Source organism: Quadrisphaera sp. GCM10027208, assembly GCF_042658805.1.
Lineage (GTDB): Bacteria > Actinomycetota > Actinomycetes > Actinomycetales > SCSIO-59966 > SCSIO-59966.
Window position 1 is genome coordinate 455,304 of the sequence record NZ_JBHSRC010000003.1, and the last position, 17,801, is coordinate 473,104.

Below are 17,801 nucleotides of genomic sequence, written 5' to 3' on the forward strand. Positions count from 1 at the left end.
ACTTCGGCAGTGGCCGGCGTCCAGAGGGAGCGCCGTGGCCTGTGCCACGGAGGGCCACGTGGGCGGCGCCACAGCCTGCACGGCCGGGGCTCTGGCACCCTTTCGTCATGACCGAGCCCGCCACGACCGACCCGCCGGAACCGCTGTTCACCGCGATCGACCACGTCGGGGTGGCCGTCCCCGACCTCGAGGCCGCCATCGCGTTCTACCGGGACACCTTCGGCATGGTGCTGCTCCACGAGGAGGTGAACACCGACCAGGGCGTCCGCGAGGCGATGATGGGCGTGGGCGACCCGGCGGCGCCGCACTCGTGCGTGCAGCTGCTCGCACCGCTCGACGAGACCTCGACGATCGCGAAGTTCCTCGACCGCAACGGGGCCGGCGTCCAGCAGGTCGCCTACCGCGTCGACGACGTCGAACGGGTGTCCACGGTTCTACGCGAGCGCGGGATGCGGCTGCTCTACGACGCGCCCCGCAGGGGGACGTCGAACAGCCGGGTCAACTTCGTGCACCCCAAGGACGCCGGCGGCGTCCTCGTCGAGCTCGTGGAGCCAGCCAAGACGCCCCACTGACCATCAGGCCAGGTAGCGAGACCGCCCGCAGAATGCTGGATTCGTCCGTCATCTGCCGGCGTGTTGCGCCACCAACCCAGCATTCTGCGAGTGGGTGGCGGGGGCAGTGGGTGGCGGGGGCAGTGGGTGGCAGGGGCAATGGGTGGCGGGCAGAGGGTGGCGGGATTGCATGATCACGAGGAGGGGGGCGTCGGGGGGGTTGTCCACAGGGCGGGCGCGGAGGGACCCGCGTCGCTGCCACCCTTCGCCTGGTGGAGCTGCGCTGGACGCTGACCCGGCGGCAGGGCGGCCGCCCGGACGTCGACGTCGTCGTCCGGGCGCGTCCGGGCACGCCGTTCGGCGCCGTCCGGGCCGACCTGCTCGCCGCCACCGGGACGCCGCCGGGACCGGTGTGGGTGGCAGGCCGGCCGGTCGCGGACGACGACGTGCTCGGAGCGCCCCCGCTGACCGAGGGCGCACTGCTGGTCACCGGCACCGCCCCGGACGACGACCCGGCCACGGCCTGGGGACTGCGCCGGGACCGGCGAGGACTCGGTGAGCTGCACGTCGTCGAGGGCCCGGACGCCGGCCTCGTCCACCTGCTGCGCCCCGGCACCCACCGGGTGGGCCGCGCGGCGGACGCGGACCTGCGTCTCACCGACCCCGACGTCTCCCGTCAGCACCTCGTCCTGGAGGTGTCACCCCAGGGCGTGCTCGCCCGCGACGTCGGCTCCGCGAACGGCACCGCCGTGGACGGGGTCACCGTGGGTGACGCCAGTGCCCGGGTCCGCCCCGGGGCCCGCCTGCGGCTGGGGTCGACCACGCTGGTGGTCCGGGCACCGGAGTACCGGGTCGCGGTGTGCCACCCGACCGGCGAGGGGACGGTGGAGGTGGGCCGGGCACCGCGGGTCGTCCCCGCCCTCGAGGACGTCGCGCTGACGGTGCCGGCGGAGCCCGCGCCACCGGAGCACCGCCCGGTGCCGTGGCTGACGGCGCTCCTCCCCCTGGCGGTGAGCATCCCGATGGCCCTGCTGTGGTCGCCGTTCGCGCTGCTGCTCGGCCTGACCTCCCCGGTGCTGGTGCTCGGGTCCGTGGTGTCGGACCGGCGTGGTGCCCGCCGGACCCACCGGGCCGCGCTGGAGCGGTACGAGCGCGAGCTCGCGGACGTCCGCCGACGGGCCCAGGAGGCGGTCGCCGCGGAGAGCCGCCGCCGGCGGCTGCTGGCCCCGGACGCACCGACGCTCGCCGTCGCGGCCGGGACGCCGTCGGTCCGGCTGTGGGAGCGCCGTCCGGGGGACGCCGACGACCTGCTGCTGCGGGTCGGCACCGGCCGGGCTCGCTCCCGGGTCCGGCTGAAGGGCCCGGACGACCTGAAGAGTCCGGACGACGAGAGCCTGCTGAGCTGTCCGGACGTCCCGGTCGCGGTGCCGCTGGCCGACCTCGGCGTGGTCGGGATGGCCGGCGGCACCCCGGACCTGGCCGGGGTGCTGCGGTTCGCCGTCCTGGGTCTGGCCGTCCTCCAGAGCCCGCGGGACACGTCGCTGTGGATCGTCTGCCCCGACCGTGCAGCGGGCAGGGCCTGGGCGTGGGCCCGGTGGCTGCCGCACGTGCCGGCAGCGGTCCGCGAGCACCTCGACGGAGCGCGAGACGCCGGAGCCGTCGTCGAGGAGCTGCGCGCGGAGGTGGCCGGCCGCCGGCAGGCCCCTTCCGGGTCCGGCCCGGCGACGTGGTCCGGACGCCGGCACGTCGTCGTCCTGGACGGGTACCAGGCGCTGGCCCAGGTGCCCGGTGTCACCGACCTGCTGCGAGACGGTCCGGCGGTCGGCGTCCTCGTCGTCTGCCGGGACACCGACCCCGCCGGCCTGCCGATCGAGTGCACCGCGACGGTGGAGGCGGTGGCAACTAGCCGCGGCCGTCTGCGGGTCCGGCTGGCCACCGACCGACCGGACGTCATCGACACAGCCGACCCTCACGACCCCGACGACCCCATCGACACAGCCGACGGCGGGCACGTCGTCGCGGACGTCGTGAGCGCCGGCTGGGCGCACGCCGTGGCCCGCTCGCTGGCGCCGCTGCGGGACGGCACCGGCCAGGACGGCCCGGCGCTGCCCGACTCCGTCAGTCTCGTGGACCTGTTGCGGCACACCGGGACCGACCCGCTGGACGCCGAGGCCGTCGCCGCGGTGTGGTCACGCAGCAGCGGCGCGCTGCAGCCGCTGATCGGCGCGGGGACGGACGGGCCGCTGGCCCCGGACCTGCGAGTCGACGGACCGCACGCCCTCGTCGGCGGCACGACCGGTGCCGGCAAGTCGGAGCTGTTGCGGACCCTGCTGGCGTCCCTGGCGGCCACGGTCCCACCGGACGAGCTCACCTTTCTGCTCATCGACTACAAGGGCGGGTCGGCGTTCGCCGAGTGCGCCGACCTGCCGCACACCGTCGGCCTGGTCACCGACCTGGACGAGCACCTGACGCGCCGTGCCCTGGTCGCGCTCGGCGCGGAGGTCCGTCGTCGTGAGCGGCTGCTCCGCGAGGCCGGTGCCCGTGACCTCGACGGCTACCGCGACCTGCCGGACCGCGACCCGTTGCCGCGCCTGATGATCGTCGTCGACGAGTTCCGGGTGCTGGCCGACGAGCTGCCGGACTTCGTCGCCGGGCTCGTCCGGCTGGCCGCCGTCGGGCGCTCCCTCGGGCTGCACCTCGTCCTGGCCACCCAACGACCGGCCGGGGTGGTCACCCCGGACATCGCGGCGAACGTCAACCTGCGGATCGCGCTGCGGGTCAGGGACCGCAGCGACTCCGTGGACGTCGTCGAGGCACCGGACGCCGCGGCGATCGACCCGCGCCGACCCGGCCGCGGGGTGCTGCGGACGGGTGCCGGCTCGCTGGTGCCGTTCCAGAGCGCGCACGTGGGCGGCCGGACGGAGGGCGCCGACGACCGACCGCAGGTCCGGCTGCTGGACGCCGGCCGCGCCGTCCAGCACGACCGGCCCGGCCAGGCCTCCCACGCGTCCGTCTCCCCGCAGGGACCGAGCGACCTGGCTCGCATCGTCGCCGCCGTGTCCGAGGCTGCGGCCCGCTCCGGTCGGCGGGCGCCGAGCGGCCTGTGGCTGCCGCCGCTGCCGGAGGTGCTCACCCCCGAGGACATGGCCACGGCGTACGACCCAGTCGCGGCGTACGACCCAGTCGCGGCGTACGACCCAGTCGCGGCGTACGACCCAGCCGCAGCCGGCAGCCACCTGGCACCCGAGCACGACGTGCCCGCGCTGGTGCTCGGGCTCGGCGACTCCCCGCAGATGGGGAGCCGTCCGCCGGTGACCCTGCCGCTCCGGCCCGGGACGGCGCTCGCCGTCATCGGGGCGCCCCGGTCGGGCCGCACGGGCACCGTCCTGGCGGCCGCACAGGCGGCTGCCGGCCGGCCGCACGGCACCGTGCACCTCTACGTCGTCGCAGGGCCGGACGCCGCTCTGCAGCCGCTGCGGTCGCTGCCGCACACGGCGGCCTTGTTGCGCCGGGACGACCCCGACCTGCTGGGACGCCTGGCGACCTCCCTGCTGGCGGAGGTGCGCCGCCGGCGCCAGGACCCCGCGCCGGCGAGCCCGCTCGTGCTCCTCATCGACGGCTGGGACGTCCTGGTCCGCGAGCTGGAGGCCGCCGACCGGGCCGACGTCGTGGACGACCTGCTGCACGTCGTCCGGGAGGGACCGGCCGTCGCCGTCAGCAGCGTCGTGACCGGGGAGCGGGCGCTCACCACGGGCCGCGCGGCCGGGGCGTTCACGGCGCGGCTGCTGCTGCGGACGAGTGACCCGGCGGACGCCGTCCTGGCCGGCGCCGACCCCTCCGCCCTGCCGTCGAGGATGCCCCCGGGGCGCGGGCTGTGGCTCACCGGCGACCGGAGCCTGGAGGTGCAGGTCCTCGCGGCCGCGGGCTGGCCCGACCCGCAGGTCGAGCGCGACCCCGCCGTCGACGCAGACCCGGCAGCCGGCACGAACCCGCAGCCCCCGTTCCGGCTGCGGGCGCTGCCGGACGAGGTCGCCGTGACCGACCTGGACGCCGCACCGGGCGTCGAGGTGCCGGTCGGCATCGGCGGGGACGACGCCCGCGTCGTCGGCCTGTCCCGCGCGCAGTGCCGCCGGCTCCTGGTCGCCGGACCGCCCGGGTCCGGCCGCTCGACGGCCCTGGCGGTCCTGGCCCGGCAGCTGGACCGCCCGAGCCGCCGCGTCGTCGTCCTGGCCTCACCGAACTCTCCGGCGGCGACGACCGTCCCTGCGGACGCCGTCGTCTCCCCCGGGGACGTCGAGCGCCTGCGCACGCTGCTGGCCGAGCTCGGCCCCGAGGTCACCGTGCTGGTCGACGAGGCCCGCGACCTCGACACCACCGGAGCCGACGACCCGCTCGCCCGGCACCTCGCCGCCGGCGGCGGCGTGGTCGTCGCCGGTGACCCCGGTGACCTCGCCGGCCGGTTCCGCGGCACCGTCCCGGAGCTGCGCCGCAGCCGCACCGGGCTGCTGCTGTGCCCGACCGGCTACGCCGACGGCGACGCGCTCGGCGTCCGGGTGCCGCGCGCCGTCAGCGCCCGCCCCGGTCGCGGCTGGCTCGTCCAGCACGGGGACGCGCAGCCGGTTCAGGTCGCCGACCTGCCCGGCGTCGTCCACCGCAGCAGGTGACCGGCATGCTGGCCCCGTGACCACGACCCCCGCCTGGCGCGTCCGCCCCGCCCGCCCGGACGACGTCCCCGCCGTCGACGCCCTGGTCCGCGAGCTCGCCGCCTACGAGAGGGAGCCGGACGCCGTGGAGGCGACGGCGCAGGACCTCGCCGACGCGTTGTTCGGGCCGGACCCTCGGGTGCACTGCCACGTCGTCGAGGTGGCCGGCGGCGGCCCCCACGTCGTGGACAGCGACGTCGTGGAGCCCGCAGTCGTGGGCACGGCGCTGTGGTTCGTCAGCTACTCCACCTGGCGGGGCAGGCACGGCATCTGGCTCGAGGACCTCTACGTCCGCCCGCAGCACCGCGGGCGGGGCCTCGGCCGCGCCCTCCTGCAGGCGCTGGCCGCCGAGTGCACGACCCGCGGCTGGACCCGGCTGGAGTGGACGGTGCTGGACTGGAACAGCCCCGCCCACGGCTTCTACCGGTCGCTGGGCGCCGCGCCGCTGCAGGAGTGGACCACCTGGCGGCTGGAGGGCGAGGCGCTGCAGTCGCTCGGCGCCGCGCCCGCCTGAGCACCGGCCGCCTGAGCACCGGCCGCCGGATCCGCGGTCGCCGTCCCCGGCGGAACCGGTCACCATGGTCCCCGTGACGTCGAGGGACACCCCCGTGAGCACCGACCGGGTCGAGCTGGAGGTGCCGGCCGACCCGGCCTACCTCGCCGTGCTGCGGACGGCGACCGCAGGGCTGGCCGCCCGGATGGACCTCACCCTCGACGAGATCGAGGACCTGCGCATCGCCGTCGACGAGGCGTGCGCGCTGCTGCTCGGCGTCGGCGGGGACCCCGCCGACGACCCCGGTGCCGGCGCCGGTCCGCAGACCCGAGCGCCGCTGCGGGCCGCGTTCGACCTCGGCGACGACGTCCTGCAGGTCCGGGTGACCGGCCCGGCCACCACCCTGCCAGAGCGCTCGAGCTTCGCCTGGGCGGTGCTCGAGGCGCTGGCCGGCGAGATCGACACCGAGTCCGGGAACGGCTCCAGCTCCATCACGCTGCGGCACCGTCGGGTCCGACGAGGGTGACGGACGAGCGTGACGGACGAGCGTGAGGGAGGCCCGCTCGTGACCGCTGAGGTGCCGCAGCCACGCGACACCGACACCGGGGGACGCCCCGTCAACGGGCAGGACCCGGCGGTGGTCGCCGACCTGGCCCGGCTGTGTGCGATGGCCGAGCACGACCCCGAACGCCGGGCGCTGCGCGACCGGGTCGTCGAGGCGCACCTGCCGCTCGTGCACCACCTGGCCCGCCGGTACGCCGACCGCGGTGAGCCGCTGGACGACCTCGTCCAGGTCGGCACGATCGGCCTGCTCAAGGCCGTCGACCGGTTCGAGCCCGAGCGAGGCCACGCGTTCGCGTCCTTCGCGGTCCCCACCGTCCTCGGGGAGATCCGCCGGCACTTCCGGGACCGCGGCTGGGCGGTCCGGGTCCCGCGGCGGCTCCAGGAGCTGTCCCGCACGCTCACCGAGTCCCGGGCCGTGCTCGCCCAGGAGCTCGGGCGCTCCCCCACGGTCGACGAGCTCGCGCAGCGCGTCGGCGTCGACCCCGAGCAGGTGCTCGAGGCCCTGGAGTCCGCGGGCGCCTACTCCACCGTCCCGCTGGAGACGGACGCCGACGACGGCCCGCAGTCCTGGCTCGCCGAGGACGACACCGCCCTGGAGACCGTGGAGAACCGGGAGGCGCTGCGCCCGCTGCTCGAGGAGCTGCCCGCCCGCGAGCGCCGCATCCTCGCGCTGCGGTTCGTCCGCGGGATGTCCCAGTCCCAGATCGCCGCCGAGGTCGGCATCTCCCAGATGCACGTCTCGCGGCTGCTGAGCCGCACGCTCGCCCAGCTCCGCGAAGGCCTCACCGACCCGGGCGCGGACCAGGGGTGAGCCCCCCCGACCGGGGAGCCCCGGGCGACCGCCCCGTCAGGTGACCGGCGGGTCGGCCGCGGACGACGTCGCCCGGGTCACCGTCGGCGACAGCACCGCGACGAGGACGACGACGGCGACGACGAGCACACCCACGCCGACCGGCGTCCGCCAGCCCCCGCTGCTGAGCACCGAGAACCCGACGAGCAGATTCCACGTCACCACCGGAGCGCGCGACCACCGGCGCCCCGCCCACAGTCCCCGGGCGAACACCCCGAGCGCACCGCCGACCACCACGGCGAGGGCGGCGGTGAACGCGGCGACCACGACGTCGCTCGCCGCACCGCGCGCGATCCCCACGACGTAGAAGACCGCCACGCCCAGCAGCATCCCGGCCTCGAGGGCGACGAGGGCCACGACCGCGACCTGCAGCGGCGGGCGGCGCACCGGGGCGGGGGGCTGGCTCATCCGCCCCAGGCTGCCAGGCTCCGGCGGAACACGGCGCGCCGACCCGTCGTTGCCACAGGTGACACGCCCGGGACCCTGCCCGGCGGATGGTCTGGCGGGGCGCCGGGTTCGGCCCTAGAGTCGGCGTGCACGTCAGTGTGGCGTTACGCGACAGCCGACGTCTCGGGCCGTCTGTGAGCAAGCACTCAGGACGACACCTGGGTGATGTTGGGCACGACCCCTTGTGTAACCGTCCGGACCTTGCGAGGGTGGTACGTCACGCGGGGCGCGCCTGGACGATGGCGCGCCTTTTTGTGGGTGAGCACTCGTGAAATGGTTCACAAGCGGAGAAGGAGACTGAGAACTGATGGACTGGCGCCACCGCGCTGCCTGCCTCGACGAGGACCCGGAGCTGTTCTTCCCGATCGGGAACACCGGCCCGGCGCTCCTGCAGATCGAGGAGGCCAAGGCGGTCTGCCGGCGGTGTGAGGTCGTGGAGAGCTGCCTGAAGTGGGCGCTCGAGAACGGCCAGGACGCCGGCGTCTGGGGCGGTATGTCCGAGGACGAGCGGCGTGCGCTCAAGCGCCGCAACGCCCGGGCCCGCCGCGCCGGCTGACCGCCGCACCTCCCCCGCCGACCCCCGACGAGGCGGGGCGCCCGAGCACCGGGCGCCCTGCCTCGTCGCACGTCCGCACCCGGCCCGCTCACCGCAGCCGGGCCTCCACGGTCACCTCGGTGCCGCCGCCCTCCCGCGCCGCCCAGGTGATCCGCCCCCGCAGGTCGGACTGCACGAGCGCCTGGACGATCTGGGTCCCCAGCCCCGCGGCGGGCGGCACCGCCGCCCCCGGCTGCAGGCCGGCGACACCGACCCCGTCGTCCCGGACCCGGACCGTCAGCCACTGGCCGTCCCGGTGCGCGTCGACCTCGACCTCACCGGCTCGCCCCGCCAGCCCGTGCTCGACGGCGTTGGTCACGAGCTCGGTGATGACGAGCGCCAGCGGGGTGGCGTCCTCGGCACGGACCACCCCGAACCGCCCGGTCCGCCTGGCCGTGACCGGCGCGGTACCGGCGACCTCGCACGCCAGCCGCACCGCGCGGTCGACGACGTCATCGAGGTCGACCGTCTCCTGGAAGCCCTGGGCGAGCGTCTCGTGGACCAGGGCGATCGTCGCCACCCGCCGGACGGCCTCCTCGAGCGCGGCGCGGCCCTCCCCCGCCGGCAGTCGGCGCGCCTGCAGCCGCAGCAGCGCCGAGACCGTCTGCAGGTTGTTCTTCACCCGGTGGTGGATCTCCCGGATGGTCGCGTCCTTGGTGAGCAGCTCGCGCTCCCGGCGGCGCAGCTCGCTGACGTCGCGGCACAGCACGATCGCCCCGGTCCGCCGGCCCCCGGCCGACGGGGGCGGGCCGTCGGTGAGCGGCACGGCACGCAGGGACAGCGCGACCCCGCGGGCCTCGACGTCGGTGCGCCACGGGGCCCGGCCGGTCAGCACGAGCGGCAGCCCCTCGTCCACCGGGTCCGGCGCCTCGACGAGACCGGTCACCACCTCCGCGAGGGACTGCCCGACGAGGTTGCCGACGAAGCCCAGCCGGTGCAGGTCGGAGACCGCGTTCGGGCTGGCGTAGCGCACCGTCCCGTGGACGTCGAGACGGATCAGCCCGTCCCCGGCCCGGGGCGCGCCGCGACGCAGCCCGGTCGGCGCCCCGGTGACCGGGTAGCCGCCGGCGGCGACCATCGCGGTCAGCGCGTCGGCGAGCTGGAGGTAGGTGAGCTCGAGCCGGCTCGGCGTCCGGGCGGTCGCCAGGTTGGTGTAACGGCCCAGGACGGCGACGACGGCGCCGTCGCGGACCACCGGGACGGCCTCCTCCCGCACCGGGGCGTCGCCGCGCCACTGCGGCTCCCGGGCCCGCTGCGAGCGGCCGTCGGCGTACGCGGCGTCGAGCTGCCGGCGGGCGCCGGGGGCGACGACCTGGCCGACGACGTCGTCGTAGTGCACGGTCGGCCCGGTGGACGGGCGGCAATGGGCGACGGCGACGAACCCGCCGTCGCGGCGCGGCACCCACAGCACGAGGTCGGCGAACGACAGGTCCGACAGCAGCTGCCAGTCGCCGACCAGCAGGTGCAGCCACTCCTCGTCGACGGCGCCCAGCCCGGTGTGCCGGCGGACGAGCTCGGTCAGCGTCGCCACGAGGTCAGCTCGACCCGGAGCGGATCACCCCGCGCAGCAGCCGCAGCGCGACCGACAGGGACGCCAGGTCGCTGCGGTCGAGCCGCTGCACGTCGTCGATCGTCTGGCGCACCCGGGCCAGCTGGCCGGCGTTGCCCGCCTCCCACGCCTGGACCCGTTCGAGCGGGTCACCGCCGTCGGTCTGGGCCAGCACGGCGCGGGTGAGCGCCTCGAGCGCGGCGTAGAGGTCGTCGCGCAGCGCGCCGCGGGCGAGCGCCTCCCAGCGGTTCTGCCGGTCGAGCTCGGCGATCCGGCGCAGCATGACGTCGGCGCCGTACCGCTCGGAGAGGGTGAAGTACACCCGGGCCACCTCGTCGGGGTCGGTGTCCTCCGTCGTCGCGGTCTCCGCGACGTCGAGCAGCGCGAACTCGTCGAGCAGGCCGGCGTGCCGGACGGCGAGCTCCTGCGGCACGCCGAGGGAGACCATCCGCTGGACCTGCTCGGTGAACCGCTCGCACTCCCCGCCGCACAGCAGCTCACCCATCCGCCCGCGCCAGCGCCCCACGACGGCACCGAACCGCTCGATCTCGGCGGCCACGTCGAAGCTCTCCCGCAGGTTCTGCAGGAACCAGCGGGTCGAGCGGTCCAGCAGGCGGCGGAACTGCAGGTACAGCGTCGTCTGGACGTCGGTCGCCACCTTGGCGTCGAGCGCCTCCACCGCCTGGACGTACTCGCGCAGACCGAAGATCTCCCGGCCGACCGCGTAGGCCCGCACGACGTGGTCGGCCGCCGCCCCGGTCTCCTCCATCGCCCGGAACGCGAACGTGATGCCACCCCGGTTGACGATCTCGTTGACCAGCCCGGTGGTGACGATCTCCCGGCGCAGCGGGTGAGAGGCGAGCCGGTCGTCGTACCGCTCGACGAGCCGCCGGGGGAAGTAGTCGCGCAGCACCCGCTGGAACCAGGGGTCGTCGGGCAGGTCGGTGGCCAGCAGCGCCTTCCCCAGAGTGATCTTGGCGTAGGCGACGAGGACGCTGAACTCCGGTGAGGTCAACCCGATCCGCTGCTCGATGCGCTCGGCGATCTCGGCGTCGCTGGGCAGGAACTCCAGCGAGCGGTCGAGGTCGCCGCTGGCCTCCAGCGACTTGATGAACCGCTGGTGCACCGGGAGCATCTCGCGCGCCTGGCGGCGGGCGTTGCCGAGCAGCACGTTCTGCTCGTAGTTGTCCCGCAGGACGAGCGCGGCGACCTCGTCGGTCATCTCCAGCAGCAGCTGGTTGCGCTGCTTGCCGGTGAGGTCCCCGGCGGCGACGATCGCGTCGAGCAGGATCTTGATGTTGACCTCGTGGTCGGAGGTGTCGACCCCGGCGGAGTTGTCGATGGCGTCGGTGTTGATCCGCACCCCGGACAGCGCCGCCTCGATCCGGCCGCGCTGGGTGAGCCCGAGGTTGCCGCCCTCGCCGACGACCTTGGCCCGCAGGTCCGTGCCGTCCACCCGGATGGCGTCGTTGGCCTTGTCCCCGACGTCCGCGTGGGTCTCGGTCGACGCCTTGACGTAGGTGCCGATCCCGCCGTTCCACAGCAGGTCGACGGGGGCGGTGAGGACCGCCTTGAGCATGGCGTTCGGCGTCAGGGCCCGGACGTCGTCACCGAGACCGAGGGCGGCGCGCACCTGCGGGCTGACCGGGATCGACTTCGCCGTGCGCGGGTACACCCCGCCGCCCTTGCTGATGAGGGAGCGGTCGTAGTCGGCCCACGACGAGCGGGGCCGGTCGAACAGCCGGCGCCGCTCGGCGTAGGACGTCGCGGGGTCCGGGTCGGGGTCGAGGAACACGTGCCGGTGGTCGAAGGCGGCGACGAGCCGGATGTGCTCGGACAGCAGCATCCCGTTGCCGAACACGTCCCCGCTCATGTCCCCGATGCCGACGACGGTGAAGTCCTCGCTCTGGATGTCGGTGCCCATCTCGCGGAAGTGCCGCTTGACCGACTCCCACGCCCCGCGGGCGGTGATGCCCATCGCCTTGTGGTCGTAGCCGACCGAGCCGCCGGAGGCGAACGCGTCGCCCAGCCAGAAGCCGTAGGCCTGCGACACCGAGTTCGCGATGTCGGAGAACGAGGCGGTGCCCTTGTCGGCGGCCACGACGAGGTACGTGTCGTCCTCGTCGTGGCGCACCACCCGCGGCGGGGGGACGACCTGGCGGCCCTTGTCCGGGTCGATGACGAGGTTGTCGGTGACGTCGAGCAGGCCGCGGATGAACGTGGTGTAGCAGCGCACTCCCTCGGCCAGCCACGCGTCGCGGTCCTCGGCCGGGTCGGGCAGCTGCTTGCCGACGAAGCCGCCCTTGGCGCCGGTCGGGACGATGACGGCGTTCTTCACCATCTGCGCCTTGACCAGTCCGAGGACCTCGGTGCGAAAGTCCTCGCGCCGGTCGCTCCAGCGCAGCCCGCCGCGGGCGACCGCGCCGAAGCGCAGGTGCACGCCCTCGACGTGCGGGGCGTAGACCCACACCTCGTGCGCCGGCCGGGGCTCGGGCAGGTCCGGCACCTTCCTGGGGTCGAGCTTGAACGCCACGTGCTGCTTGGGCTGCCCGTCGTCCTCGACCTGGTAGAAGCTGGTCCGCATCGTGGCGGTGATCGCGCCGAGGAAGGAGCGCAGGATCCGGTCGTGGTCGAGGCTGGCCACGTCGTCCAGGGCGCCCTGGATCTCCTCCACCAGCGCGGCCTGGGTCTCCTCGCGTGCCGGCGGGGGGATCTCCGGCTCGCGCGGCTGGAACCGCGCCTCGAACAGTCGCACGAGGGACCGGGTGATCGGCACGTTGGCGAGCAGGCACTGCTCGACGTAGTCCTGGCTGAACGTCGACCCGGTCTGCCGCAGGTACTTCGCGTAGGCGCGCAGGACGACGACCTGCCGCCAGGTCAGCCCGCCCAGCAGCACGAGGGCGTCCAGCCCGTCGGACTCGGTGCGCCCGTCCCAGGCGGCGGCGAACGCGTCGGTGAACATCTCCCGGGCGGCGTCCGGGGCGACCCGGGAGGGGAAGCGCAGGCCGAAGTCGTAGACGTAGGCGAGCCGGCCGTCGCTGCGCTCGAGCTCGTAGGGCCGCTCGTCGACGACCTCCACGCCGAGGTTGCGGAAGAACGGCAGCACGGTGGTCAGCGACAGCGGCTCCCAGCGGAAGAGCTTGAAGCGCCGCTCGGTCGGCGCGGCACCGACCGGCTCGTAGAGGTTCGTCGCCACGGTGCCGGCCGCGGCCGGCTCCCCGCGGGCGTCGGTCTGCTCGCCGAGACGCTCGAGCCGCTCGATCCGGCGGATGTCGCTGACCGCGACCCGGGCGGAGAAGTCCTCCTTGTACGCCTCCGGGAACGCCCCGCCCCAGGTGCGGGTCAGCCGGGCCGCCTCCTCCTCGCCGACCTCGGCGCGCAGCGCGTCGGCGAGGTCCTCCTCCCAGGTGCGGGTGGCCTCGACGAGCTGGCGCTCCAGGGCGGCCACGTCGACGTCCGGGATCTCCTGCCCCGGCCGGACCCGCAGCACGTAGTGCAGCCGGGCGAGCACGGACTCGCTGACCCGGGTGGTGTAGTCGACGGTGACCGCGTCGAAGGCCTCGCGCAGGATCTGCTCCATCCGCAGCCGGACCTCGGTGGTGTACCGGTCGCGGGGCAGGAACACCATCGCGGACATGAACCGGCCGTAGGCGTCCCGGCGCAGGAACAACCGGGTCCGTCGCCGCTCCTGCAGCTGCAGCACCGCCATCACGGTGTCGTACAGGTCGTCGACGCTGATCTGGAACAGCTCGTCGCGGGGGTACGTCTCCAGGATCGTCAGGACGTCCTTGCCGGAGTGGGAGTCCGGGGCGAAACCGGCCCGCTGCAGGACGGCCTCCAGCTTGGCGTCGATGACCGGCACCCGCCGGACGCTCTCGACGTAGGCCTGCGAGGTGAACAGGCCGAGGAACCGCCGCTCCCCGGCGACGCTGCCGTCCGGTCCGAACGACTTCACCCCGACGTAGTCGAGATAGCTGGGCCGGTGCACGGTGGCCCGCGAGTTGGCCTTCGTCAGCACGAGGACGTGCCGCTCCCGGGCCTTGGCGCGGGCCCTCGCCGGCAGCCGGCCGAAGCTGTCGCTGGCGTGCCGCTGGTCGTAGCGCAGGATGCCGCGACCGGTGCCGGGGACGGCGGTCAGCACGTCCTCGCCCTCGTCGTCGGTGCCCAGCCGGTACTCGCGGTAGCCGAGGAAGGTGAAGTTCTCGTCGACGAGCCAGCGCAGCAGCCGGGCAGCCTCGGCGCCCTCGGCGGCGAGGTCCTCCGGCACCTGGTGCTCGAGCTCGTCGGCGAGGTCGAGCGCGGTCTGGCGCATCTTCGGCCAGTCCTCCACCGCCGCCCGCACGTCGCTGAGCACCGACTCCAGGGCCGCGCTGAGCTGCTCGAGCTGGTCGGGGTGAGTCTCCCGGTCGATCTCCACGTGGATCCACGACTCGACCCGGGCGTCGTCCGGCCAGTCGGGGTGCCGCCGGCCGGTCGGCACCGCGGACGGCGAGGCGTCCAGGACGTCGAGGAGGTCACCGGTGACGGTGCGCCGGACGACGAACGTCGGGTGGATGACGAGGTGGATGGCCCGGTTCTGCCGGGTCAGCTCGGCGGACACCGAGTCGACGAGGAACGGCATGTCGTCGGTGACGATCTCGACGACCGTGTGCCCGGTGGCCCAGCCGTGCTCGTCGACGGTCGGGGTGAACACCCGGACGGCGGCGGTGCCGTCGGCTCGGTGGGCGGCGGCCTGCACGTGGCTGAGCGCGATGCCGGCGAGGTCGACCGGCTCACGGGCCACGAGGTCCTCGTCGGCGACGTGCCGGAAGTAGCGGTGCACGAAGGCGCGCAGCTGCTCGATCGGCACGTCGGGCCGGTGCGCCGCCTCGACCGCCTCCTCGAGGAGCTGGGAGCGGGCCTCGTCCCCGGGCGTGGTCATCCGTGGTTCCACCTCAGCGTCTGCGCGCGGCCGCGGCGTGCACCGTCGCACGCCTCCTGGCGACCTTAGCGGGCAGCGGTCTCACAGGTGGGCGCGCATCTCCCACAGCAGCGGGTAGTACCGCAGCGGCAGCCGGCTGCGCAGGTAGGGGGCGCCGGAGGACCCGCCGGTGCCGGACTTCGTGCCGATCTGCCGCTCGACCATCTGGACGTGCCGGGCCCGCCACTGGGCGGCCCGCTCGTCGTGGTCCAGCAGGCCCTCGGCGAGCTCCCAGACCTCGCCGTACCGCTCCCGGTCGCGGGCGACGGCGAGCAGGGAGCCGCGGACCTGGTCGTCGTCCGCCGCGGGCAGCCCGGCCTGGGCCAGCACGTGCACGAAGGCGTCCCACAGGGTCGGCTCGTCGAGCCGCCTCTCCAGCCGGGCCCGCTCCGCGTCGCTCAGCCCGCGGAACCGGCGCAGGAAGCCGGGGTCCTTGGCGCCGGAGAGGAACTCCAGCTCCCGGTACTGCACGGACTGGAACCCGCTGGCCGGCGCCAGCCGCTCACGGAACTCCAGGAAGTCCTGCGGGGTCATCGTCTCGAGCACCTCGAGCTGGGTGACGAGCACCCGCTCGATGACGTCGACGCGGTGCAGCAGGTGCCGGGCCCACCACAGCCGGCCGTCGAGCATGGCCCCCCGGACGGCGACAAGGTCGTGCAGCAGCTGGTTGAACCACAGCTCGTAGACCTGGTGCACGGTGATGAACAGCAGCTCGTCGTGCGCCGGCGGGTCCGACTCGGGCACCTGCGCGGTGAGCAGCTGCTCCAGGCGCAGGTAGCTGCCGTAGGTGAGCCGGCCGCCCTGCTCGCCGAAGTGCCGGTCGTCGGGGAGCGCGCTGTCGTCCGGCACTGGGTTCTGGTCTGGCGCCGTCATGATCGAGCAGCCTAGCCGCCGTGCCGATACCCTCCGAGCGTGCGCGTCGACAACGAGATCCGGTACCCGGCCAGCCCTGACGAGGTCGCGGCGATGCTCGCCGACGAGGCGTTCCAGGAGCGCAAGCTCGTCGCCACGCACGCGGTCTCCCACGAGATCGAGATCACCGGCGACGCCAGCGGGGCCTTCACGGTGACCACCCGCCGCACGCTGCCGACCGACGACGTCCCGGACGTGGCCCGCAGGTTCGTCGGCCCCACGATCGACGTCCGGCAGGTGGAGGCGTGGGAGGCGCCGGACGCCGACGGCGCCCGGACCGGGACCGTGGAGGTCCAGATCGCCGGCGCGCCGGTCCGGCTGTCCGGCACCCTGAGCCTGGTCCCCGACGGGGAGGGCACCGTCGAGGTGATGACCGGGGAGCTGAAGGCCTCCGTGCCGCTGGTCGGCGGCAGGCTGGAGCAGGCCGCCCAGCCCGCGTTCCTCGCCGCGATCCGCAAGGAGCAGGAGGTCGGCACCGCCTGGCTGGCCGGCGAGCGCTGACCGGTTACGGCCTCACCCCATGTGCGGGTAGCGGTAGTCGGTCGGCGGTACGAACGTCTCCTTGATCGACCGGGTCGAGGTCCACCGCAGCAGGTTCTGCGCCGCGCCGGCCTTGTCGTTCGTCCCCGACGCCCGCGCCCCGCCGAACGGCTGCTGGCCGACGACGGCGCCGGTCGGCTTGTCGTTGACGTAGAAGTTGCCCGCCGCGAACCGCAGCCGCTCGGTGGCCGCGGCGATCGCCGTCCGGTCCTGGGCGATGACGGACCCGGTGAGGGCGTAGTCCGCCACCGACTCCATCTGGGTGAGCATGTCGTCGTAGCGGTCGTCCTCGTAGACGTGCACGGCGAGGATCGGCCCGAAGTACTCGGTGGTGAACAGCTCGTCGGTGGGGTCGTCACCCTCGACGACGGTGGGCCGCACGAACCAGCCGACCTCGTCGTCGTAGCTGCCGCCGGCCAGCACCGTGATGCCGTCCTGGGTGTGCGCCCGGTCGATCGCCGCCTTGTGCTTGGCGAACGCACGGTCGTCGATGACCGCGGACATGAAGTTGGCGAAGTCGGTCGTGGGGCCCATCGTCAGCGACTCGGTGACCTCGACGAGCTCGTCGCGCAGCGTCCGCCAGATGCTGCGGGGCACGTAGGCGCGGGAGGCGGCGGAGCACTTCTGCCCCTGGTACTCGAACGCCCCGCGGACCATCGCGGTGAGCAGCACCTTCGGGTCGGCGCTCGGGTGGGCGACGATGAAGTCCTTGCCCCCGGTCTCCCCGACGACGCGCGGGTAGGACCGGTAGGTGGAGATGTTCTGGCCCACCGTGCGCCACAGCATCTGGAAGGTCGGGGTGGACCCGGTGAAGTGGATGCCGGCGAGGTCCCGGTCGGCGAGCAGGACGTCGGAGACCTCCTTGCCGTGACCGGTGACGAGGTTGATCACCCCTGGGGGCAGGCCGGCTGCCTCGAGCAGCGCCATCGTGTAGTACGCGGCGAGGGTCTGGGTGGGCGACGGCTTCCACACGACGGTGTTGCCCATGAGCGCCGGCGCGGTCGGCAGGTTGCCGCCGATGGCGGTGAAGTTGAACGGGGTGATGGCGTAGACGAAGCCCTCCAGCGGGCGGTGGTCGATGCGGTTCCACACCCCCCGGGAGTTGGCGACCGGCTGCTCGGCGTAGACCTGCCGGGCGAAGTGCACGTTGAACCGCCAGAAGTCGATGAGCTCGCAGGCGGCGTCGATCTCGGCCTGGTAGACGGTCTTGCCCTGGCCGAGCATCGTCGCGGCGTTGAGCGTGTCCCGCCACGGGCCGCTGAGCAGCTCGGCGGCCTTGAGCAGGACGGCGGCACGGTCGTCGATGCTCATCGCCCGCCAGCCCGGCGCGGCGGCCTTGGCGGCGGCGACGGCGCTCTCGGCGTCGGCGTGGGTGGCGCCCTGCATGGTGCCGAGCACGTGCTGGTGGTCGAAGGGCGCGACGACGTCGATCCGCTGCCCGCCGCCGAGCACCTGCTTGCCGCCGACCCACATCGGCAGGTCGACCTGCTCGGTCCACATCTGCTCGAGCCTGCGCTGCAACGACTCTCGCTCGGGGCTGCCCGGGGCGTAGTCCCGGACCGGCTCGTTGACGGGTGCGGGAACCCGGGTCACGGCGTCCACGGCGGTGTCCTCCTCGGCGTCGGTTGGCCAGTACC

General features: G+C 74.5%; 12 protein-coding genes. 7 read left to right on the forward strand and 5 right to left on the reverse strand.

All coding sequences use genetic code 11. The annotated features are described in order from the left end of the window. Window positions 1-107 precede the first annotated feature (107 nt). The 5 genes from mce to ACFP6A_RS07565 all read left to right on the forward strand — a co-directional run bounded on the left by mce (window position 108) and on the right by ACFP6A_RS07565 (window position 7,122). Window positions 108-572 carry a methylmalonyl-CoA epimerase gene (mce, locus tag ACFP6A_RS07545; protein ID WP_379602833.1) on the forward strand — a complete coding sequence of 155 codons (465 nt, stop codon included), beginning with the start codon at window positions 108-110 and terminating at the stop codon, window positions 570-572. 251 nt (window positions 573-823) lie between these two features. Next, window positions 824-5,215 (forward strand): FtsK/SpoIIIE domain-containing protein, encoded by a 4,392-nt coding sequence (locus ACFP6A_RS07550; RefSeq protein ID WP_379602835.1) that lies wholly within the window; start codon window positions 824-826, stop codon window positions 5,213-5,215. Window positions 5,216-5,231: 16 nt separating this feature from the next. Further along, window positions 5,232-5,768 (forward strand): GNAT family N-acetyltransferase, encoded by a 537-nt coding sequence (locus ACFP6A_RS07555; protein ID WP_379602838.1) that lies wholly within the window; start codon window positions 5,232-5,234, stop codon window positions 5,766-5,768. 64 nt (window positions 5,769-5,832) lie between these two features. Further along, window positions 5,833-6,273: an anti-sigma regulatory factor gene (locus ACFP6A_RS07560; protein ID WP_379602839.1), complete on the forward strand. Its 441-nt coding sequence runs from the start codon at window positions 5,833-5,835 to the stop codon at window positions 6,271-6,273. 39 nt (window positions 6,274-6,312) lie between these two features. Then, the gene (locus ACFP6A_RS07565) at window positions 6,313-7,122 is read left to right on the forward strand and encodes a SigB/SigF/SigG family RNA polymerase sigma factor (protein ID WP_379602840.1); all 810 of its coding nucleotides are present in this window, start codon (window positions 6,313-6,315) and stop codon (window positions 7,120-7,122) included. Window positions 7,123-7,158: 36 nt separating this feature from the next. Here the strand turns inward: ACFP6A_RS07565 and ACFP6A_RS07570 are convergent, their stop codons facing one another. Beyond that, window positions 7,159-7,569 carry a hypothetical protein gene (locus ACFP6A_RS07570; protein WP_379602841.1) on the reverse strand — a complete coding sequence of 137 codons (411 nt, stop codon included), beginning with the start codon at window positions 7,567-7,569 and terminating at the stop codon, window positions 7,159-7,161. Between the two features lie 346 nt (window positions 7,570-7,915). On the opposite strand from ACFP6A_RS07570, the gene ACFP6A_RS07575 reads away from it, so the two are divergent. After that, window positions 7,916-8,164 carry a WhiB family transcriptional regulator gene (locus tag ACFP6A_RS07575; RefSeq protein ID WP_379602843.1) on the forward strand — a complete coding sequence of 83 codons (249 nt, stop codon included), beginning with the start codon at window positions 7,916-7,918 and terminating at the stop codon, window positions 8,162-8,164. Window positions 8,165-8,252: 88 nt separating this feature from the next. On the opposite strand, the gene ACFP6A_RS07580 is transcribed toward ACFP6A_RS07575, so the two are convergent. From ACFP6A_RS07580 to ACFP6A_RS07590, 3 genes are all read right to left on the reverse strand, one after another. Then, window positions 8,253-9,725, reverse strand: a complete 1,473-nt coding sequence (locus ACFP6A_RS07580) for a sensor histidine kinase (RefSeq protein ID WP_379602916.1) — start codon at window positions 9,723-9,725, stop codon at window positions 8,253-8,255. Window positions 9,726-9,738: 13 nt separating this feature from the next. Next, window positions 9,739-14,673, reverse strand: coding sequence for an NAD-glutamate dehydrogenase (locus ACFP6A_RS07585; protein ID WP_379602845.1), 4,935 nt, complete (start codon window positions 14,671-14,673; stop codon window positions 9,739-9,741). Window positions 14,674-14,754: 81 nt separating this feature from the next. Further along, window positions 14,755-15,585 carry a tryptophan 2,3-dioxygenase gene (locus ACFP6A_RS07590; protein WP_379602847.1) on the reverse strand — a complete coding sequence of 277 codons (831 nt, stop codon included), beginning with the start codon at window positions 15,583-15,585 and terminating at the stop codon, window positions 14,755-14,757. A gap of 39 nt (window positions 15,586-15,624) precedes the next feature. Here ACFP6A_RS07590 and ACFP6A_RS07595 point away from each other — a divergent pair, with 39 nt between their 5' ends. Further along, window positions 15,625-16,125 carry a DUF2505 domain-containing protein gene (locus tag ACFP6A_RS07595; protein WP_379602849.1) on the forward strand — a complete coding sequence of 167 codons (501 nt, stop codon included), beginning with the start codon at window positions 15,625-15,627 and terminating at the stop codon, window positions 16,123-16,125. Between the two features lie 12 nt (window positions 16,126-16,137). Here ACFP6A_RS07595 and pruA read toward each other — a convergent pair whose 3' ends face one another. Then, window positions 16,138-17,766, reverse strand: a complete 1,629-nt coding sequence (pruA, locus tag ACFP6A_RS07600) for an L-glutamate gamma-semialdehyde dehydrogenase (protein WP_379602917.1) — start codon at window positions 17,764-17,766, stop codon at window positions 16,138-16,140. Window positions 17,767-17,801: the final 35 nt, after the last annotated feature.